The organism is Kosakonia sacchari SP1 (genome assembly GCF_000300455.3).
GTDB lineage: Bacteria > Pseudomonadota > Gammaproteobacteria > Enterobacterales > Enterobacteriaceae > Kosakonia > Kosakonia sacchari.
Map to the genome: position 1 here is coordinate 1,530,559 of NZ_CP007215.2, position 19,811 is coordinate 1,550,369.

Annotated in this window: 16 protein-coding genes and 1 pseudogene; 15 read left to right on the forward strand and 2 right to left on the reverse strand. The window is 54.5% G+C overall.

Annotated features, from left to right (window positions below; translation table 11 throughout):
* Positions 1–473 precede the first annotated feature (473 nt).
* From lrhA to nuoN, 14 genes and pseudogenes are all read left to right on the forward strand, one after another.
* Positions 474–1,412, forward strand: a complete 939-nt coding sequence (gene lrhA, locus C813_RS30325; RefSeq protein WP_017458600.1) for a transcriptional regulator LrhA — start codon at positions 474–476, stop codon at positions 1,410–1,412.
* A gap of 625 nt (positions 1,413–2,037) precedes the next feature.
* Positions 2,038–2,481: an NADH-quinone oxidoreductase subunit NuoA gene (nuoA, locus tag C813_RS30330; RefSeq protein WP_017458599.1), complete on the forward strand. Its 444-nt coding sequence runs from the start codon at positions 2,038–2,040 to the stop codon at positions 2,479–2,481.
* 15 nt (positions 2,482–2,496) lie between these two features.
* Positions 2,497–3,170: pseudogene (gene nuoB, locus C813_RS30335) on the forward strand (NADH-quinone oxidoreductase subunit NuoB).
* Positions 3,171–3,259: 89 nt separating this feature from the next.
* Positions 3,260–5,062 carry an NADH-quinone oxidoreductase subunit C/D gene (nuoC, locus tag C813_RS30340; protein WP_017458598.1) on the forward strand — a complete coding sequence of 601 codons (1,803 nt, stop codon included), beginning with the start codon at positions 3,260–3,262 and terminating at the stop codon, positions 5,060–5,062.
* A gap of 2 nt (positions 5,063–5,064) precedes the next feature.
* A complete protein-coding gene (nuoE, locus tag C813_RS30345; protein ID WP_017458597.1) occupies positions 5,065–5,565 on the forward strand; it encodes an NADH-quinone oxidoreductase subunit NuoE in 501 nt (166 codons plus the stop codon).
* Positions 5,562–6,899: an NADH-quinone oxidoreductase subunit NuoF gene (gene nuoF / locus C813_RS30350; RefSeq protein ID WP_017458596.1), complete on the forward strand. Its 1,338-nt coding sequence runs from the start codon at positions 5,562–5,564 to the stop codon at positions 6,897–6,899. The genes nuoE and nuoF overlap by 4 nt, the downstream gene beginning before the upstream one ends.
* A gap of 89 nt (positions 6,900–6,988) precedes the next feature.
* Complete coding sequence (gene nuoG, locus C813_RS30355) at positions 6,989–9,715, forward strand: NADH-quinone oxidoreductase subunit NuoG (protein ID WP_017458595.1); 2,727 nt, start codon at positions 6,989–6,991, stop codon at positions 9,713–9,715.
* Positions 9,712–10,689, forward strand: a complete 978-nt coding sequence (nuoH, locus tag C813_RS30360; RefSeq protein ID WP_017458594.1) for an NADH-quinone oxidoreductase subunit NuoH — start codon at positions 9,712–9,714, stop codon at positions 10,687–10,689. The genes nuoG and nuoH overlap by 4 nt, the downstream gene beginning before the upstream one ends.
* Before the next feature lie 14 nt (positions 10,690–10,703).
* Positions 10,704–11,246, forward strand: coding sequence for an NADH-quinone oxidoreductase subunit NuoI (gene nuoI / locus C813_RS30365; protein ID WP_017458593.1), 543 nt, complete (start codon positions 10,704–10,706; stop codon positions 11,244–11,246).
* An 11-nt stretch (positions 11,247–11,257) separates the two neighbouring features.
* The gene (gene nuoJ / locus C813_RS30370) at positions 11,258–11,812 is read left to right on the forward strand and encodes an NADH-quinone oxidoreductase subunit J (RefSeq protein ID WP_017458592.1); all 555 of its coding nucleotides are present in this window, start codon (positions 11,258–11,260) and stop codon (positions 11,810–11,812) included.
* A complete protein-coding gene (gene nuoK, locus C813_RS30375) occupies positions 11,809–12,111 on the forward strand; it encodes an NADH-quinone oxidoreductase subunit NuoK (RefSeq protein ID WP_002463445.1) in 303 nt (100 codons plus the stop codon). The genes nuoJ and nuoK overlap by 4 nt, the downstream gene beginning before the upstream one ends.
* Positions 12,108–13,949, forward strand: coding sequence for an NADH-quinone oxidoreductase subunit L (gene nuoL, locus C813_RS30380; RefSeq protein ID WP_017458591.1), 1,842 nt, complete (start codon positions 12,108–12,110; stop codon positions 13,947–13,949). The genes nuoK and nuoL overlap by 4 nt, the downstream gene beginning before the upstream one ends.
* A gap of 234 nt (positions 13,950–14,183) precedes the next feature.
* On the forward strand, positions 14,184–15,713 hold the full coding sequence (gene nuoM, locus C813_RS30385) for an NADH-quinone oxidoreductase subunit M (RefSeq protein ID WP_017458590.1): 1,530 nt from the start codon (positions 14,184–14,186) through the stop codon (positions 15,711–15,713).
* 6 nt (positions 15,714–15,719) lie between these two features.
* Complete coding sequence (gene nuoN, locus C813_RS30390) at positions 15,720–17,177, forward strand: NADH-quinone oxidoreductase subunit NuoN (protein ID WP_017458589.1); 1,458 nt, start codon at positions 15,720–15,722, stop codon at positions 17,175–17,177.
* A 75-nt stretch (positions 17,178–17,252) separates the two neighbouring features.
* Here the strand turns inward: nuoN and C813_RS30395 are convergent, their stop codons facing one another.
* Both C813_RS30395 and rnz read right to left on the reverse strand, forming a co-directional pair.
* Positions 17,253–18,278, reverse strand: coding sequence for a chemotaxis protein (locus C813_RS30395; RefSeq protein WP_025263901.1), 1,026 nt, complete (start codon positions 18,276–18,278; stop codon positions 17,253–17,255).
* A gap of 77 nt (positions 18,279–18,355) precedes the next feature.
* Positions 18,356–19,273 carry a ribonuclease Z gene (gene rnz, locus C813_RS30400; RefSeq protein WP_017458587.1) on the reverse strand — a complete coding sequence of 306 codons (918 nt, stop codon included), beginning with the start codon at positions 19,271–19,273 and terminating at the stop codon, positions 18,356–18,358.
* A gap of 62 nt (positions 19,274–19,335) precedes the next feature.
* Here rnz and C813_RS30405 point away from each other — a divergent pair, with 62 nt between their 5' ends.
* Complete coding sequence (locus C813_RS30405) at positions 19,336–19,797, forward strand: GNAT family N-acetyltransferase (RefSeq protein ID WP_017458586.1); 462 nt, start codon at positions 19,336–19,338, stop codon at positions 19,795–19,797.
* The last annotated feature ends 14 nt before the right edge of the window (positions 19,798–19,811 follow it).

Genomic DNA, 19,811 nt, shown 5'->3' on the forward strand with positions numbered 1-19,811 from the left:
AAGAGGTCATTTGTTTGCTTAAGATAATTCGCAATAATGCTTATAAATATAAAGGTTTTAGGTTAAACTCGTGGGGCAAGAAATGGAACTGAGACCAAAAACCTTGCTTTAGTTAAGGTTTATTTATTAATTGTAGTTGATTGTTATTACTCGCTTTTAATTCTGACCAGTTATATAGGCTGGTTCTATATGGCGCAGTGCTATGTATAGCCTATGAACGTTGCACAAACATGTTTTTCTTAAAAGGAATAACGCGCTTTGGCATCTTTTATATATCTAAAAGGAATGGCAGAAGGCGAAATAAAGCCATTGAGTTCAGCTTGCGTTAGACAGCGAACTATAAGCACCTGAAGACTGCCAGCTTTACCTGGTTATGATCCTGCTGGATGCACTTTTTAAATGGAATTACTTAATCTTACGAGCACAGCATAAACCCGGGTCACTCCGCGCGAACGACCCGTAAGTGAAAAATTATGATAAATGCAAATCGTCCGATATTGAATCTCGACCTCGATCTGCTGAGAACTTTCGTTGCGGTCGCCGATCTAAACACTTTTGCTGCGGCCGCTGCTGCAGTTTGTCGCACACAGTCCGCCGTAAGTCAGCAAATGCAGCGGCTTGAACAATTAGTGGGAAAAGAATTATTTGCCCGTCATGGTCGCAATAAACTGTTAACTGAACATGGTATTCAGTTACTGGGATATGCGCGAAAGATCTTACGTTTCAATGACGAAGCATGCACGTCGCTAATGTTTAGCAACCTTCAGGGCGTCTTAACTATTGGTGCTTCTGATGAGTCCGCGGACACGATTTTACCGTTTTTGCTTAATCGTATTAGCTCGGTATACCCGAAGCTGGCTCTTGATGTGCGCGTGAAACGCAACCCCTTTTCTGACGAGCGCGAACAAGAGCATGATGTTGATCTTGTAGTGACGACTCACTGTTCCGCGCAATTCGATTGCCTGACGTTACGTACATCGCCCACGCACTGGTACTGCTCGGCTGAGTACGTGTTACAGAAAAGTGAGGCGATACCACTGGTCCTGTTGGATGAGCCCAGCCCATTTCGCGATATGGTCATCAATTCGCTGAATGATGCGGATATTCCCTGGCGTATGGCTTATGTTGCTTCGTCGCTGTCGGCGGTAAAAGCGGCCGTAAAAGCTGGATTAGGTGTAACCGCGCGGCCGGTGGAAATGATGAGCCCTGATTTGCGCGTTCTGGGCAGAGCCGAAGGGCTGCCGCTGTTGCCGGATACGGAATATCTGCTCTGCTATAACCCGCAAAGCCGCAATGAGCTGGCACAGGTAATTTTCCAGGCCATGGAACATTATCAAAACCCCTGGCATTACAGCGGCGGTACTCCTGAAGGAGGAGGCGATCCGCTGGTTATTGAAGGGGATTTTAGCTAACATTCCCTGCCAAATCTGGTAACAAAATGTAAGTGCAAAAATGAACCGCTGGCGGCAAAAAAGCGGTTATCGGTTCATTTTGCGCACAGATTATGAATTACAGAAACATCCTTCCTGAAAATTATTCTTTCTTTCAATAATTTAATGTCACTCACAGCAAGATCTGCTTTTTTCAACTATAGTCTTTTATGCCTGCTGGTCATGTTAAAAATCAAGGCGGATTGTTGCTGTTTCACTGAATGAATTAACAAAAGCGTGTCTCAGATCAAGAAAATACTCCCGTTGAGGGGGAGGAATCCGGACAAAATCCTGTCAAAATAAGCGGGTAATTAGTGTAAAACCTCGCTACGGACACGATTCAACACCTGGATATTTCTTGTGAATGTTTGAAGCCGTTCAAGAAAACGGCACTAAATGTTAATGAATTGCTGCCGATGTAAACTAATGTGAGGAAACCTTTGTTAAAGTTGACAAAAGGTTATAGAAAGGAGTAAAAACCCACATCGTTTAGCTGTTTTCGCCTTTTACACAGTTAATGTGTGGTTTTTTATTCCTCCCCGTGAATCGATGTGGCGTCATCTGCCAGCAAGAGCAGAGGTAATAACGCTACCTTTTGAGTTAAGCAATGCGTATGTCAACATCCACTGAAATCATCGCTCATCACTGGGCATTCGCTATCTTTCTTATTGTCGCCATTGGCCTGTGTTGCCTGATGCTGATCGGCGGTCGGTTTTTGGGCGGTCGCGCACGCGCGAGGCACAAAAACGTTCCTTTCGAATCGGGTATCGACTCCGTCGGTTCCGCTCGCTTACGTCTATCCGCCAAGTTCTACCTGGTGGCCATGTTCTTCGTCATCTTCGATGTGGAAGCGCTCTATTTATACGCATGGTCAACCTCCATTCGCGAGAGTGGTTGGGTCGGGTTTGTCGAAGCCGCAATTTTTATATTAGTGCTGCTGGCTGGTCTGGTTTATCTGGTGCGTATTGGCGCGCTGGATTGGACGCCCGTGCGTTCGCGCCGTGAGCAAATCAACCCAGAGACTAACAGCTACACTGACAGTCAACGCTAACCGCGAGGCAATAAGATGGATTATACGCTCACCCGCATAGATCCTAACGGTGAGAACGACCGTTACCCCTGCAGAAACAGGAGATCGTAACCGACCCCCTGGAACAAGAAATTAACCGTAGCGTTTATATGGGCAAACTCGAAAATGCCCTGCACGATATGGTGAACTGGGGACGTAAAAACTCAATTTGGCCATATAACTTTGGTCTGTCGTGCTGTTACGTAGAGATGGTGACATCCTTTACGGCGGTGCACGATGTTGCGCGTTTTGGTGCGGAAGTGCTGCGTGCTTCTCCTCGTCAGGCAGACCTGATGGTGGTGGCGGGCACATGCTTTACCAAAATGGCGCCGGTCATTCAGCGCCTTTACGACCAGATGCTGGAACCTAAGTGGGTTATCTCCATGGGGGCCTGCGCAAACTCTGGCGGTATGTACGACATTTACTCAGTCGTACAAGGCGTCGACAAATTTATCCCGGTGGATGTTTACATCCCTGGCTGCCCGCCGCGTCCTGAAGCCTATATGCAGGCGCTGATGCTGCTGCAGGAGTCGATTGGTAAGGAGCGTCGTCCGCTCTCGTGGGTGGTTGGCGATCAGGGCGTTTATCGCGCCAATATGCAGTCGGAACGCGACCGTAAGCGTGGCGAGCGTATCGCCGTAACCAATCTGCGTACGCCGGACGAGATTTAATTTGCGCCTGTGGGTAATGGAAGAAACTTCGCATTTCAATAATCCAATAACGCGAAGCCATACCCAACAGTCACCACGGACCCTTTGCAATGGTGAACAATATGACCGATTTAACTGCGCAAGAAGCCGCATGGCAGACCCGGGATCATCTGGATGATCCGGTCATTGGCGAATTGCGCAACCGTTTTGGGCCGGATGCCTTTACCGTTCAGGCGACCCGCACCGGGGTACCCGTCGTTTGGGTTAAGCGTGAGCAGTTGCTGGAAGTGGTCGATTTCTTAAAGAAATTACCGAAACCATACGTCATGCTGTTCGATTTGCACGGCATGGACGAACGTCTACGCACACACCGCGCCGGTTTGCCCGCCGCGGATTTTTCCGTTTTCTACCACTTCATTTCCATCGATCGCAACCGCGACATCATGCTGAAAGTGGCGCTGGCTGAAAACGATCTGAATGTGCCGACAATTACCAAACTTTTCCCGAACGCCAACTGGTATGAGCGTGAAACTTGGGAGATGTTTGGCGTTACCTTTAATGGTCACCCGCACCTGACGCGCATCATGATGCCGCAAACCTGGACGGGTCACCCGCTGCGTAAAGATTACCCGGCGCGCGCGACTGAATTCGATCCGTTTGAGCTGACCAAAGCCAAGCAGGATCTGGAAATGGAAGCGTTGACCTTCAAGCCGGAAGACTGGGGCATGAAACGCGGCACCGAAAACGAGGACTTTATGTTCCTCAACCTCGGCCCGAACCACCCCTCTGCGCATGGTGCGTTCCGTATCATTCTGCAACTGGACGGCGAAGAGATCGTCGACTGCGTGCCGGATATCGGTTACCACCATCGTGGCGCGGAGAAAATGGGTGAGCGCCAGTCCTGGCACAGCTACATTCCTTACACCGACCGTATCGAGTATCTCGGCGGTTGCGTAAACGAAATGCCTTACGTGCTGGCGGTGGAAAAACTGGCCGGTATCACCGTGCCGGATCGCGTCAACGTGATCCGCGTGATGCTGTCTGAACTGTTCCGCATCAATAGCCACCTGCTTTATATCTCAACCTTTATCCAGGACGTCGGCGCAATGACGCCGGTGTTCTTCGCCTTTACCGATCGTCAGAAAATTTACGATCTGGTGGAAGCGATCACCGGTTTCCGTATGCACCCGGCCTGGTTCCGCATTGGCGGCGTGGCGCACGATCTGCCGCGTGGTTGGGATCGTCTGCTGCGTGAGTTCCTTGACTGGATGCCAAAACGGCTGGCCTCTTACGAGAAAGCGGCGCTGCGTAACACCATTCTGAAAGGCCGCTCGCAGGGCGTTGCCGCTTACAACGCGAAAGAAGCGCTGGAGTGGGGCACGACCGGTGCAGGCCTGCGTGCGACCGGCATCAATTTTGACGTGCGTAAAGCGCGCCCGTACTCCGGTTACGAGAACTTCGACTTTGAAATCCCGGTTGGCGGTGGCGTGAGCGACTGCTACACCCGCGTGATGCTGAAAGTTGAAGAGTTGCGCCAGAGCCTGCGCATTCTTGAGCAGTGCCTCAACAACATGCCGGAAGGCCCGTTCAAAGCGGATCACCCGCTGACAACGCCGCCGCCGAAAGAGCGCACGCTGCAACATATCGAAACCCTGATTACTCACTTCTTGCAGGTGTCGTGGGGCCCGGTAATGCCGGCCAACGAATCCTTCCAGATGATTGAAGCAACTAAGGGTATTAATAGTTACTACCTAACCAGCGACGGCAGCACCATGAGCTACCGCACCCGCGTTCGTACCCCGAGTTTTGCGCACTTGCAGCAAATCCCGTCGGCCATCCGCGGCAGTCTGGTATCAGACTTGATTGTCTATCTGGGTAGTATCGATTTTGTTATGTCAGATGTGGATCGCTAATTATGCACGAGAATCAACAACCACAAACCGAGGCTTTTGAGCTGAGTGCGGCAGAGCGTGAGGCAATTGAGCACGAGAAGCACCACTACGAAGACCCGCGTGCGGCGTCCATTGAAGCGCTGAAGATCGTTCAGAAACAGCGTGGTTGGGTGCCGGACGGCGCAATTTACGCCATCGCTGATGTGCTGGGCATTCCGGCGAGCGATGTTGAAGGCGTGGCAACATTCTACAGCCAGATCTTCCGCCAGCCGGTTGGCCGCCATGTTATTCGCTATTGCGACAGCGTGGTTTGCCATATCACCGGCTATCAGGGCATTCAATCCGCGATTGAAAGCCATCTGAAGATTAAACCGGGCCAGACAACGTTCGACGGTCGCTTTACGCTGCTGCCGACCTGCTGTCTGGGTAACTGCGATAAAGGCCCGAACATGATGATTGATGAGGACACTCACAGCCATCTGACGCCGGACGCAATCCCTGACTTGCTGGAGCGGTATAAATGAAAACAGTTATCCGTACTCCTGAAACGCATCCGCTGACCTGGCGTCTGCGTGATGACAAACAGCCGGTCTGGCTCGAAGAGTACCAGAGCAAAAACGGTTACGCCGGTGCGCGCAAAGCGCTGACCGGCATGGCACCGGATGAGATTGTCAACGCGGTTAAAGATTCTGGTCTGAAAGGTCGCGGTGGCGCGGGCTTCTCCACAGGTCTGAAGTGGAGCCTGATGCCGAAAGACGAATCCATGAACATCCGTTACTTGCTGTGTAACGCCGATGAAATGGAACCGGGCACCTACAAAGACCGCCTGCTGATGGAGCAACTACCGCACCTGTTGGTGGAAGGGATGCTGATTTCGGCATTCGCGCTGAAAGCCTACCGTGGCTACATCTTCCTGCGTGGTGAATATATTGAAGCGGCGGTGCATCTGCGCCGCGCGATTGCTGAAGCAACCGAAGCCGGTTTGCTCGGCAAGAACATTCTTGGCAGCGGATTCGACTTCGAACTGTTCGTGCATACCGGTGCGGGACGTTATATCTGCGGCGAAGAAACGGCGCTGATTAACTCGCTGGAAGGCCGCCGCGCTAACCCGCGTTCCAAACCGCCATTCCCGGCAAGCTCTGGCGCATGGGGTAAACCGACGTGTGTCAACAACGTCGAAACCCTGTGTAACGTCCCGGCTATTCTGGCGAACGGCGTTGAGTGGTATCAGAACATTTCGACCAGCAAAGATGCGGGCACCAAACTGATGGGCTTCTCCGGCCGCGTGAAGAATCCGGGTCTGTGGGAGCTGCCGTTTGGTACCACCGCGCGTGAAATCCTTGAGGATTACGCGGGCGGTATGCGTGATGGCTTGAAATTTAAAGCCTGGCAGCCGGGTGGGGCAGGTACTGACTTCCTGACCGAAGCACACCTCGACTTGCCGATGGAGTTTGAAAGCATCGGTAAAGCGGGCAGCCGTCTCGGTACGGCGCTGGCGATGGCCGTTGACCATGAAATTGGCATGGTACCGCTGGTGCGTAACCTGGAAGAGTTCTTCGCCCGCGAGTCCTGCGGCTGGTGTACGCCATGTCGCGATGGTCTGCCGTGGAGCGTGAAAATCCTGCGTGCGCTGGAGCGCGGTGAAGGCCAGCCTGGAGATATCGAGACACTTGAGCAATTGTGTCGACAACTCGGGCCGGGTAAAACCTTCTGCGCGCATGCGCCAGGTGCGGTTGAACCGTTACAGAGCGCGATTAAATATTTCCGCGAAGAGTTCGAAGCGGGCATTAAACAGCAATTCAGCAATACCCATGCAATTGGCGGTATCCAGCCAAACTTGCTGAAAGCGCGCTGGTAATGGTTCTCCCTTCATCGAGCCGATGAGGGGACGCGAACAGAATTTTGATTAACTCTTAGTCGCTGACTGAGACAACTGGAAGCATGCTAATGGCTACTATTCATGTAGACGGCAAAGAATACGAGGTAAACGGAGCAGACAACCTTCTTGAGGCGTGTCTCTCTTTAGGCCTTGATATTCCCTATTTTTGCTGGCATCCGGCGCTGGGGAGCGTGGGTGCGTGCCGCCAGTGTGCGGTGAAGCAATATCAAAACGCGGAAGACACGCGTGGCCGCCTGGTGATGTCCTGTATGACACCGGCATCCGACGGTACTTTTATCTCTATTGATGACGACGAAGCGAAGCAGTTCCGTGAAAGCGTGGTCGAGTGGCTGATGACCAACCACCCGCACGACTGCCCGGTCTGCGAAGAAGGGGGCAACTGCCACCTGCAGGATATGACCGTGATGACCGGTCACAGCTTCCGCCGCTATCGTTTCACCAAACGTACGCACCGCAATCAGGATCTCGGCCCGTTCATCTCTCACGAAATGAACCGCTGTATCGCCTGTTACCGCTGCGTGCGTTACTACAAAGATTACGCGGACGGCACGGATCTTGGCGTGTATGGCGCCCATGACAACGTGTACTTTGGTCGCCCGGAAGATGGCGTGCTTGAAAGCGAATTCTCCGGCAACCTGGTGGAAATCTGCCCGACCGGCGTATTCACCGATAAAACCCACTCTGAGCGTTATAACCGTAAGTGGGATATGCAGTTCGCGCCGAGCATCTGCCAGCAGTGCTCCCTGGGTTGTAACACCAGCCCTGGCGAACGTTATGGTGAATTGCGTCGCATCGAAAACCGCTACAACGGCACGGTTAACCACTACTTCCTCTGCGACCGTGGTCGTTTTGGCTATGGCTACGTCAACCTGAAAGACAGACCGCGTCAGCCGGTTCAACGCCGTGGCGATGATCTGATCACCCTTAACGCCGAGCAGGCGATGCAGGGTGCCGCGGATATTCTGCGTCAGTCGAAGAAAGTGATCGGTATCGGTTCTCCGCGCGCAAGCGTAGAGAGTAACTTCGCGCTGCGTGCATTAGTCGGTGCGGAAAACTTCTATACCGGCATCGCTAAAGGTGAGCAGGAACGTCTTGAGCTGGCGCTGAAAGTGCTGCGCGAAGGCGGCATTCGTACACCGGCGCTGCGTGAAATTGAATCTTACGATGCGGTGCTGATCCTCGGTGAGGATATCACCCAGACCGGCGCCCGCGTCGCGCTGGCGGTTCGTCAGGCGGTGAAAGGCAAAGCACGTGAAATGGCGGCGGCGCAGAAAGTGGCCGACTGGCAGATCGCGGCGATCATGAACATTGGTCAGCGTGCTAAACATCCGCTGTTTGTTACCAACGTCGACAGTACCCGTCTGGACGATATCGCAGCGTGGACCTACTGCGCACCGGTAGAAGACCAGGCTCGCTTAGGTTTCGCCATCGCGCATGCGCTGGACGAAGCTTCTCCTGCGGTTGACGGTCTGAGCAACGACCTGAAAAGCAAAGTAGATGTGATTGTTCAGGCGCTGGCCGGGGCCAAAAAACCGCTGATTATCTCCGGAACTAACGCCGGAAGCACGGCGGTGATTCAGGCGGCAGCAAACGTTGCGAAAGCACTGAAAGGCCGTGGTTCCGATGTCGGCATCACCATGATTGCCCGTTCGGTGAACAGCATGGGGCTGGGGCTTATCGGCGGCGGTAGCCTCGATGACGCGCTGGCTGAGCTGGAAAGCGGCAGTGCTGACGCCGTTGTCGTGCTGGAAAACGATCTGCACCGTCACGCTTCAGCGGCCCGCGTTGACGCGGCGCTGGCAAAAGCGCCGCTGGTACTGGTGGTTGATCATCAGCGCACCGCCATTATGGATAGCGCCCATCTGGTGCTTTCCGCCGCCAGCTTTGCTGAAAGCGACGGTACGGTCATCAATAACGAAGGCCGCGCACAGCGCTTCTTCCAGGTTTACGACCCGACCTATTACGACAGCAAAACGCTGATGCTGGAAAGCTGGCGCTGGCTGCACTCGCTGCACAGCACTGTGCAAAACCGCGAAGTGGACTGGACGCAGCTTGATCATGTGATCGACGCGGCGGTTGAAGCCCTGCCGCAACTGGCCGGTATTAAAGATGCCGCGCCTGATGCCAGCTTCCGCATTCGTGGTCAGAAACTGGCGCGTGAACCGCACCGCTACAGTGGACGCACAGCGATGCGCGCCAATATCAGCGTGCACGAACCGCGTCAGCCGCAGGACAAAGACACCATGTTCGCTTTCTCAATGGAAGGGAACAACCAGCCGTCTGCGCCGCGTTCGCAAATTCCGTTTGCATGGGCGCCGGGCTGGAACTCCCCGCAGGCCTGGAACAAATTCCAGGACGAAGTGGGTGGTCACCTGCGTCACGGCGATCCGGGCGTACGCCTGATCGAAGCGTCTGTAAGCGGTCTTGATTACTTCACTACTGTACCGGGCGCGTTCGAAGTGCAGGATGGCAAGTGGCGTATCGCGCCTTACTATCACCTGTTTGGCAGTGACGAACTGTCCCAGCGTTCGCCGGTGTTCCAGAGCCGTATGCCGCAACCCTACATCAAGCTGAATCCGGCAGATGCCGCGAAGCTTGGCGTGAACGCGGGCGCGCATATCTCCTTCACTTACGAAGGGCAGACTATCAGCCTGCCGTTGCAGGTTTCTGAAGGTCTGGCGGCAGGGCAGGTTGGGCTGCCGATGGGGATGCCGGGCATCGCGCCGGTACTGGCCGGGGCACGTCTTGAAAATCTGCAGGAGGCGCAAGCATGAGCTGGTTAACACCGGATGTTATCGACATTCTGTTAAGCATTCTGAAAGCAGTCGTCATTCTGCTGGTGGTGGTCACCTGTGGTGCGTTCATGAGCTTTGGTGAACGTCGTCTGCTCGGTCTGTTCCAGAACCGTTATGGGCCGAACCGCGTAGGCTGGGGTGGTTCACTCCAGCTGGTGGCGGACATGATCAAGATGTTCTTTAAAGAGGACTGGATCCCGCGCTTTTCGGATCGCGTGATTTTTACTCTTGCGCCAATGATTGCCTTTACCTCGTTGCTGTTAGCGTTCGCTATTGTGCCGGTCAGCCCGACCTGGGTGGTGGCCGACCTCAATATCGGCATCCTGTTCTTCCTGATGATGGCAGGTCTGGCGGTTTACGCGGTGCTGTTCGCTGGCTGGTCGAGTAACAACAAATACTCGTTGCTTGGTGCGATGCGTGCTTCCGCGCAGACCCTGAGCTATGAAGTGTTCCTCGGGCTTTCCCTGATGGGTGTGGTTGCGCAGGCCGGTTCATTCAACATGACCGACATCGTTAACAACCAGGCCGGTTTGTGGAACGTTATCCCGCAGTTCTTCGGTTTTGTGACTTTCGCGATCGCGGGCGTTGCGGTGTGTCACCGTCACCCGTTTGACCAGCCGGAAGCAGAGCAGGAGCTGGCGGATGGTTACCACATCGAATATTCCGGTATGAAGTTCGGCCTGTTCTTTGTCGGGGAATACATCGGTATCGTCACCATTTCCGCGCTGATGGTCACGCTGTTCTTCGGTGGCTGGCAAGGGCCGTTGTTACCGCCATTCATCTGGTTCGCGCTGAAAACTGCGTTCTTTATGATGATGTTCATTTTGATCCGCGCCGCGCTGCCGCGTCCGCGTTATGACCAGGTGATGTCCTTCGGCTGGAAAGTCTGCCTGCCATTGACGCTGATTAACTTGCTGGGAACGGCGGCTGTCATTCTCTGGCAAGCGCAATAAGGGGTGAAAAGACCATGACTTTAAAAGAATTACTCGTGGGCTTCGGCACCCAGGTTCGTAGTATCTGGATGATTGGCCTGCATGCGTTCGCCAAACGCGAAACGCGTATGTACCCGGAAGAGCCGGTCTATCTGCCACCGCGCTACCGTGGTCGTATCGTGCTGACGCGCGACCCGGACGGTTCCGAGCGCTGCGTTGCCTGTAACCTGTGTGCGGTAGCCTGCCCTGTCGGCTGTATCTCGCTGCAAAAAGCGGAGATGCAGGACGGCCGCTGGTATCCGGAATTTTTCCGTATCAACTTCTCACGCTGCATTTTCTGCGGTTTGTGCGAAGAAGCGTGCCCGACAACGGCGATTCAGCTCACCCCGGATTTCGAGATGGGCGAATACAAACGTCAGGATTTGGTGTACGAAAAAGAGGATCTGCTGATCTCCGGTCCGGGCAAATACCCGGAATATAACTTCTACCGGATGGCAGGTATGGCAATCGACGGCAAAGATAAAGGCGAAGCGGAAAATGAAGCCAAGCCTATCGACGTCAAGGGCCTGTTACCGTAAGGAGAGGGGCAATGGAGTTCGCTTTTTATATCTGTGGCCTGGTCGCCATCCTGACGACGGTACGCGTGATTACGCATACCAACCCGGTACACGCGTTGCTGTATCTGATTGTGTCTCTGCTGGCCATTGCCGGGGTCTTCTTTTCGCTCGGCGCGTACTTCGCCGGGGCGCTGGAGATCATCGTCTACGCCGGAGCCATCATGGTGCTGTTTGTGTTTGTGGTGATGATGCTGAACCTCGGCAATACCGTGGTCGAGCAGGAGCGCAACTGGTTGTCGCCGCAAATCTGGATTGGCCCTGCGCTGCTTTCCGCAGTGCTACTGGTGGTGATGATTTACGCCATCCTCGGCGTTAACGATCAGGGTATCGAGGGGACGGCGATTGGCGCGAAAGCGGTTGGCATTACGCTGTTTGGTCCTTACGTACTGGCGGTGGAACTGGCTTCAATGCTGCTGCTGGCGGGGCTGGTTGTCGCTTTCCATCTGGGACGCGAAGACAGACCTGGCGAAGTGCTGAGCAATCGCACGGAAGACCGCGCGAAAAGAAAAACGGAGGAGCACGCATGATCCCGTTGCAACATGGATTGATCCTCGCTGCGATTTTGTTTGTTTTGGGGCTGACCGGTCTGGTTATCCGCCGCAACCTGCTGTTTATGCTGATTGGGCTGGAAATCATGATTAACGCCGCTGCGCTGGCCTTTGTGGTCGCGGGCAGCTACTGGGGTCAGACCGACGGACAGGTGATGTACATACTCGCCATTAGCCTCGCGGCTGCCGAAGCGAGCATTGGCCTGGCGTTGCTGTTGCAACTCCATCGTCGCCGCCAGAATCTGAATATCGATTCAGTAAGTGAGATGCGTGGATGAACATGCTCGCCTTAACCATTATTTTTCCTTTTATTGGCTTTGTGCTGCTGGCGTTTTCCCGTGGCCGCTGGTCGGAAAATGTTTCCGCAACCATAGGTGTCGGGTTGATTGGTCTGGCTGCGCTGGTGACCGCGTATGCGGGCGTTGATTTCTTCAATAACGGTCAGCAACCTTTCGCAAAACCGCTTTGGACGTGGATGGCGGTCGGTGATTTCAACATCGGCTTCAATCTGGTACTGGACGGCCTCTCTTTGACCATGCTTTCGGTGGTCACCGGTGTAGGTTTCCTGATCCACATGTTCGCTTCCTGGTATATGCGCGGTGAAGAGGGGTACTCCCGCTTCTTCGCCTACACCAACCTGTTTATCGCCAGCATGGTCGTTCTGGTGCTGGGTGATAACCTGCTGTTGATGTACCTCGGCTGGGAAGGCGTGGGCCTGTGCTCCTATCTGCTGATTGGTTTCTACTACACCGATCCGAAGAATGGCGCCGCGGCGATGAAAGCGTTCGTCGTCACCCGCGTGGGTGATGTGTTCCTCGCTTTCGCGCTGTTCATTCTTTACAACGAACTGGGCACGCTGAACTTCCGCGAAATGGTTGAACAGGCACCGCAGCACTTCGCCAACGGCAATAACATGCTGATGTGGGCGACGTTGATGCTGCTGGGCGGTGCGGTCGGTAAATCCGCGCAGCTGCCGTTGCAGACCTGGCTTGCGGACGCGATGGCTGGCCCGACTCCGGTTTCTGCACTGATCCACGCTGCAACGATGGTTACCGCTGGTGTCTACCTGATTGCACGTACGCACGGCTTGTTCCTGTTGACGCCGGAAGTGCTGCATCTGGTGGGTATTGTGGGTGCCGTAACGCTGCTGATGGCAGGTTTCGCCGCGCTGGTGCAAACCGATATCAAACGTGTGCTCGCTTACTCCACCATGAGCCAGATTGGTTACATGTTCCTGGCGCTTGGCGTACAAGCCTGGGATGCGGCGATTTTCCACCTGATGACGCACGCATTCTTTAAAGCGCTGCTGTTCCTCTCCTCCGGTTCAGTGATCCTCGCGTGCCATCACGAGCAGAACATCTTCAAAATGGGTGGCCTGCGTAAGTCTATTCCGCTGGTCTACGCTTGCTTCCTGGTCGGTGGCGCAGCGCTTTCAGCGTTGCCTATGATCACCGCAGGCTTCTTCAGTAAGGATGAAATCCTTGCCGGTGCGGTTGCGAATGGTCATATCAATCTGATGATTGCAGGCCTGGTCGGTGCCTTTATGACATCGCTCTACACCTTCCGTCTGATTTTCATTGTTTTCCACGGAAAAGAACAAATCCACGCGCATGCAGGGAAGGGGATTACCCATCATCTGCCGCTGATCGTGTTGCTGGTGCTGTCTACCTTTGTTGGCGCGATGATCGTGCCGCCGCTGAAAGGCGTGTTGCCGGAAACCACCGAGCTTGCGCACAGCAGCGTTGTGATGCTGGAAGTGGCATCCGGTGCGGTAGCGATTATCGGTATCCTGCTGGCAGCATGGCTGTGGCTGGGTAATCGCACACTGGTGCATTCTATTGCCAACAGCGCAACGGGACGTTTCTTCGGGACCTGGTGGTTCAATGCCTGGGGCTTCGACTGGCTTTACGATCGCGTCTTTGTGAAGCCATACCTTGGTATTGCATGGTTGCTGAAGAGCGATCCGCTCAATGCGCTGATGAACATCCCGGCGATCCTTTCCCGCTTCGCAGGCAAAGGTCTGCTGTTTAGCGAGAACGGTTACCTGCGCTGGTATGTGGCTTCCATGAGCATTGGCGCGGTTGTCGTGCTGGCGCTGTTGATGGTATTGCGCTGAGTTTGTTGGCCGGTTGAGTGCGCTTATCCGGCTGGCAAACGGAAAGAGAATTTCTAGAAATTCGTTGAAAATCTGGTCCGAATGGACAGGCGTTATCGGCGAAGTCAGAGTGGACACCGCCTGCGCAGAGCAACCGGAGCGTACTGATGTACGTGAGGATTGCGAGCACAGCCGGGGTTCGCTATGACGAGCAAGATAGCCTGAGACGGACTTAAACAAGGAACAAAAATCGCCATGTTACTACCCTGGCTAATTCTGATTCCCTTTATCGGCGGCTTCCTCTGCTGGCAGACCGAACGCTTCGGCGTGAAGGTGCCGCGCTGGATCGCGCTGATCACCATGGGACTGACGCTGGCGCTTTCTCTGCAACTCTGGTTGCAGGGCGGCTATTCTCTGACGCAAGTCACCGGCCTTCCGCAGTGGCAGGAAACGTTCAAGCATGACTGGATCCCGCGCTTTGGCATTAGCATTCATCTGGCGATGGATGGTTTGTCGCTGCTGATGGTGGTGCTGACCGGCTTTCTCGGCGTGCTGGCGGTGCTCTGCTCCTGGCGTGAAATCGAGAAATATCAGGGCTTCTTCCACCTGAACCTGATGTGGATCCTCGGCGGCGTTATCGGCGTGTTCCTTGCCATCGACATGTTCCTGTTCTTCTTCTTCTGGGAAATGATGCTGGTGCCGATGTACTTCCTGATCGCGCTGTGGGGCCATAAAGCCTCCGACGGGAAGACGCGTATTACCGCTGCGACCAAGTTCTTCATTTATACCCAGGCCAGCGGTCTGGTCATGCTGATCGCTATCCTGGCGCTGGTGCTGGTGCACTACAACGCGACCGGCGTATGGACTTTCGCTTACGAAGATCTGTTGAAAACACCGATGTCCGGCAATGTTGAATATCTGCTGATGCTCGGTTTCTTCATCGCCTTTGCGGTTAAAATGCCGGTGGTGCCGCTACACGGCTGGCTGCCAGACGCGCACTCGCAGGCACCGACCGCCGGTTCCGTTGACCTCGCGGGGATCTTGCTGAAAACCGCAGCTTACGGTCTTCTGCGCTTTTCGCTGCCGCTGTTCCCGAACGCGTCGGCAGAGTTTGCGCCTATCGCCATGTGGCTTGGCGTGATCGGTATTTTCTACGGCGCGTGGATGGCCTTCACCCAGACCGATATCAAACGTCTTATCGCCTACACCTCTGTGTCTCACATGGGCTTTGTACTGATTGCTATCTACACCGGCAGCCAGCTTGCTTACCAGGGCGCGGTGATTCAGATGATTGCCCACGGTCTTTCCGCTGCGGGTCTGTTTATTCTGTGCGGCCAGCTATACGAACGTCTGCATACGCGCGACATGCGTATGATGGGCGGCTTGTGGAGCAAAATTAAGTGGCTGCCGGCGCTGTCAATGTTCTTTGCCGTCGCGACACTTGGGATGCCGGGTACCGGTAACTTCGTGGGTGAATTCATGATCCTGTTCGGCAGCTATCAGGTTGTGCCGACGATCACGGTGATTTCCACCTTCGGCCTGGTGTTCGCGTCGGTGTACTCGCTGGCGATGCTGCATCGTGCTTACTTCGGCAAGGCGAAAAGCGAACTCGCTAATCAGGAACTGCGCGGTCTGTCGCTGCGCGAGCTGTTTATGATTCTGATCCTGGTTGTGCTTCTGGTACTGCTTGGCTTCTATCCGCAGCCGATTCTGGATACATCGCACGCCGCGATGAGCAATATCCAGCAGTGGTTTGTTAATTCTGTTACTACTACAAGGCCGTAAATCGCCATGACGATAACTCCACAACACCTGATTGCGCTGCTGCCGCTGCTAATCGTCGGATTGACGGTGGTGGTTGTGATGCTCTCCATTGCGTGGCGACGCAACCATTTTCTCAATGCCACGCTGTCGGTCATTGGCCTGAACGTCGCGCTGCTCTCTTTGTGGTTCGTCGGCCAGGCGGGGGCAATGGATGTCACGCCGCTGATGCGCGTCGATGGCTACGCCATGCTTTACACCGGGCTGGTACTGCTGGCGAGCCTCGCCACCTGCACCTTTGCCTATCCGTGGCTGGAAGGGTATGGCGATAACAAAGAAGAGTTTTATCTGCTGGTACTGATTGCCGCACTCGGCGGCATTTTGCTGGCGAACGCGAATCACATGGCGGCGCTGTTCCTTGGTATTGAACTGATCTCTCTGCCGCTGTTCGGGCTGGTGGGCTACGCCTTCCGTCAGAAACGCTCGCTGGAAGCCAGTATCAAATACACCATTTTGTCCGCTGCCGCCTCCTCGTTCCTGCTGTTCGGTATTGCGCTGGTTTATGCGCAAACCGGTAACCTGTCGTTTGTCGCGATCGGTAAAAGCCTGGGCGAAGGCATGCTGCATGAACCGCTGCTGCTGGCGGGGCTGGGCATGATGATTGTCGGGCTTGGCTTTAAACTCTCGCTGGTGCCGTTCCACCTGTGGACGCCAGACGTTTACCAGGGCGCGCCTGCACCGGTTTCCACATTCCTGGCTACCGCCAGTAAGATCGCCATTTTTGGCGTGCTGATGCGTCTGTTTCTCTACGCACCGGTGGGGGAAAGCGAAGCGGTTCGCGTGGTTCTGGGTATCATCGCTTTCGTCTCCATCATCTTCGGTAACCTGATGGCGCTGAGCCAGACCAACATTAAACGTCTGCTGGGCTTCTCCTCTATTTCGCACCTGGGTTATCTGCTGGTGGCGCTGATTGCGCTGCAGGGCGGCCAGATGTCGATGGAAACCGTTGGTGTTTACCTGGCCGGTTATCTGTTCAGCAGCCTTGGCGCGTTCGGTGTGGTTAGCCTGATGTCCAGCCCGTATCGTGGCCCGGATGCAGAATCGCTTTACTCTTACCGTGGCTTGTTCTGGCATCGTCCAATCCTGTCTGCGGTAATGACGGTGATGATGCTGTCGTTGGCGGGGATTCCGATGACGCTGGGCTTTATCGGTAAGTTCTACATTCTGGCGGTCGGTGTTGAAGCGCATCTGTGGTGGCTGACTGCCGCCGTGGTGCTTGGCTCGGCGATTGGTTTGTATTACTACCTGCGCGTGGCGGTGAGTCTCTACCTGAACGCACCGCAGCAGTTGAACCGCGATGCGCCGTCTAACTGGGCTTACAGCGCAGGCGGGATTGTGGTACTTATCTCCGCGTTGCTGGTGCTGTTGTTAGGTATCTATCCGCAGCCACTGATCAGCATTGTTCAACTGGCGATGCCGATGATGTAAGGCCTGGAAACAGGTAAAGAAAAACCGCCGGTATCGGCGGTTTTTTTATGGGCTAACCAAATAAACGTGGAACGATTATTTCGCCAGCAGCGGGGTAGACGTTACCTGATGGTGGCTGATCAGCGGGCCGCGAATATTATTCGCAGCGCGATCCAGCACTTCCTGAATCACGGACGAGAGTTCGTTAATCTCGAACTTCGCCACGTAACCGTCTGCCTGCACTTTCCGCACGTGATCTTCGTTAGCGCTACCGGAAAGTGACGAGTGGATCACCACCGGGATGTTTTTCAGACGCGGATCGGTTTTGATCAGGCGCGTTAAGGTAAAACCATCCATCTCCGGCATCTCGAGGTCGGTCAGAACCATCGAGATCTTATCGCTTACTGGAACACCTTCCGCATCGGCCTGCTGAGCCATCAACTGGATTTTTTCCCACGCGTCTTTACCGGTGATATGCATTGCATTAGGGATCTGCATCGCGTTGAGGCCTTTTTCCAGCATCGCGCGTGCCACTTTGGAATCTTCCGCCACAATGGCAACAGAGCCCGGTTTCAGGTTGAATTTCTTGTCCGGGACATGATCGCCGTGGACGTCATGATCCGCAGGCACGATGTCATACAGGATCTGCTCAACATCCAGCACCATCGCCAGGTTGTTGGTATCCTTATCGTCATCCAGGCAGGCAATACTGGTGATATAGCGACCATTGATCGCTTTTTCGGCCGTGTGCACCTGTTTCCAGTCCAGGCGAATAATATTTTCCACGGACTCAACGGCAAATGCCTGCACGCTACGGGCATATTCCGTAATCAGTAAGATGTTCAGACCGCTTGCAGGTTTACAACCCGCCACGGCGGCGAGGTCAATCACCGGGATCACCTGATCGCGGATGTTAACCATCCCCATCAGCGGAGCTTTCATCCCTGCGGGACGGGTAAAGGTGGGCATCGGTACGATTTCGCGTAGCTTAAATACGTTGATGCCAAATAACTCGGATTTGGTGGCATCTAACGATGTGCCAAGGCGAAACAGCAACAGCTCAAACCGGTTCGACAGAGTAAGATTCGCCCTGTCATCGATGTCTTTCTGGAAATTGTCCATCATGCCCTCAAATAGGAAATGCCTGCGTATATCTATTATCGGCATGGTGGAGAAAAAATAGAGTGCCTAAATTAAAATCAAATGTGAACTACCGCAAAATCTTCAGCCAATGTCGTTTGCGAAAAGTACGTTTTACACTCGGCGAGCATCGCCTGGCTGCCTTGTTCGTCATAACGTGAACTGAGATGAGTAATCACCAACTTTTTTGCGCCGGCATCAGCGGCGAGCTGCGCCGCCTGGCGGGTTGAACTGTGTCCCCGGCTGTTCGCTTTTTCCTCCATTGCCTGCTCAAGCGTCGCTTCATGCACCAGTAAATCAACGCTTTGCGCCAGTTCCAGCGCGGCCGGGCAGGGCGCGGTGTCGCCCAAAATCGCCAGTTTTTTTCCGCTTTCTGCCGGGGCAAGATAATCCGCGCCATTGACGATGCGCCCGTCGGGCAGCGTGACGGTTTTCCCCTCTTTTAATTGCTGGAACAGCGGCCCTGCCGGGATGCCTTGTGCTTTTAACGCCGCCGCGTTCAGCGCGCCGGGTTTATCATGCTCTTCAATACGATAGCCGTAGCATTCCACCGGGTGCGACAGCGGATAAGCCGTCACTTTGCGCAAGCCATCATCCACCACCAGCCCCGGCGTCACTTCCTCAATCGTCAGCGGGTAATCGGTCCATGAACCGCTAAGCCGCAGCGTGGTTTCCACAAACTCGCGGATCCCTTTCGGGCCGTAAATCTGCAACGGCTGAACATTGCCGGCCATGGAGCGGCTGCAGAGCAACCCGGGCAGACCGAAAAGATGATCGCCATGCAGGTGAGTAATAAAAATTTTATCGAGCTTGCCGGGGTGAAAGGCAGTGCGCAGCATCTGGTGCTGGGTTCCTTCGCCGCAATCAAACAGCCAAAGCCCGGCGCGGGTTGGGTGTTGTAAATTGAGCAGCATCGCCGTGACATTACGCGCCCGTGTAGGTACGCCCGCAGAGGTGCCTAAGAAAATCAGTTCCACAATCTTTGCCCGAATGAAAAAGAATCTAGTATAACGAGGTCACTATAAATGAGGAGAACAACATGATCCGCTGGCAGGATGTGCACCATTCCGAACTGACCGTTTCTGAGCTGTATGCGTTACTGAAATTGCGCTGCGAAGTGTTTGTGGTTGAGCAGGCCTGCGCGTATCTGGATGTGGATGGTGATGACCTGGTGGGCGAGAACCGCCATCTTCTCGGCTGGAAAGGTGACGAACTGGTGGCGTATGCGAGGATTCTGAAAAGTGATGATGATCTCTCGCCGGTGGCTATTGGTCGGGTGATTGTCAGTGCGCAGGTTCGCGGCGAAAAACTGGGCTATCAGTTGATGGAGCGCGCGGTGCTTTCCTGCGAGCAACACTGGCCGCAGCACGCGCTATATCTGGGCGCGCAGGCACATCTCCAATCTTTCTATAGCCATTTTGGTTTCCAGGCGGTGACGGATGTGTATGACGAAGATGGTATCGCGCATATCGGGATGGCGCGCGAGATCCGCCAGGCGTAACCGGCGAGCGTTGT

What these genes read in the sequence shown, in the direction of transcription:
- lrhA (WP_017458600.1), top strand. Translation starts at nt 474, where the DNA reads ATGATAAATGCAAATCGTCCGATATTGAATCTCGACCTCGATCTGCTG.
- nuoA (WP_017458599.1), top strand. Translation starts at nt 2,038, where the DNA reads ATGCGTATGTCAACATCCACTGAAATCATCGCTCATCACTGGGCATTC.
- nuoC (WP_017458598.1), top strand. Translation starts at nt 3,260, where the DNA reads ATGGTGAACAATATGACCGATTTAACTGCGCAAGAAGCCGCATGGCAG.
- nuoE (WP_017458597.1), top strand. Translation starts at nt 5,065, where the DNA reads ATGCACGAGAATCAACAACCACAAACCGAGGCTTTTGAGCTGAGTGCG.
- nuoF (WP_017458596.1), top strand. Translation starts at nt 5,562, where the DNA reads ATGAAAACAGTTATCCGTACTCCTGAAACGCATCCGCTGACCTGGCGT.
- nuoG (WP_017458595.1), top strand. Translation starts at nt 6,989, where the DNA reads ATGGCTACTATTCATGTAGACGGCAAAGAATACGAGGTAAACGGAGCA.
- nuoH (WP_017458594.1), top strand. Translation starts at nt 9,712, where the DNA reads ATGAGCTGGTTAACACCGGATGTTATCGACATTCTGTTAAGCATTCTG.
- nuoI (WP_017458593.1), top strand. Translation starts at nt 10,704, where the DNA reads ATGACTTTAAAAGAATTACTCGTGGGCTTCGGCACCCAGGTTCGTAGT.
- nuoJ (WP_017458592.1), top strand. Translation starts at nt 11,258, where the DNA reads ATGGAGTTCGCTTTTTATATCTGTGGCCTGGTCGCCATCCTGACGACG.
- nuoK (WP_002463445.1), top strand. Translation starts at nt 11,809, where the DNA reads ATGATCCCGTTGCAACATGGATTGATCCTCGCTGCGATTTTGTTTGTT.
- nuoL (WP_017458591.1), top strand. Translation starts at nt 12,108, where the DNA reads ATGAACATGCTCGCCTTAACCATTATTTTTCCTTTTATTGGCTTTGTG.
- nuoM (WP_017458590.1), top strand. Translation starts at nt 14,184, where the DNA reads ATGTTACTACCCTGGCTAATTCTGATTCCCTTTATCGGCGGCTTCCTC.
- nuoN (WP_017458589.1), top strand. Translation starts at nt 15,720, where the DNA reads ATGACGATAACTCCACAACACCTGATTGCGCTGCTGCCGCTGCTAATC.
- C813_RS30395 (WP_025263901.1), bottom strand. Translation starts at nt 18,278, where the DNA reads ATGGACAATTTCCAGAAAGACATCGATGACAGGGCGAATCTTACTCTG.
- C813_RS30405 (WP_017458586.1), top strand. Translation starts at nt 19,336, where the DNA reads ATGATCCGCTGGCAGGATGTGCACCATTCCGAACTGACCGTTTCTGAG.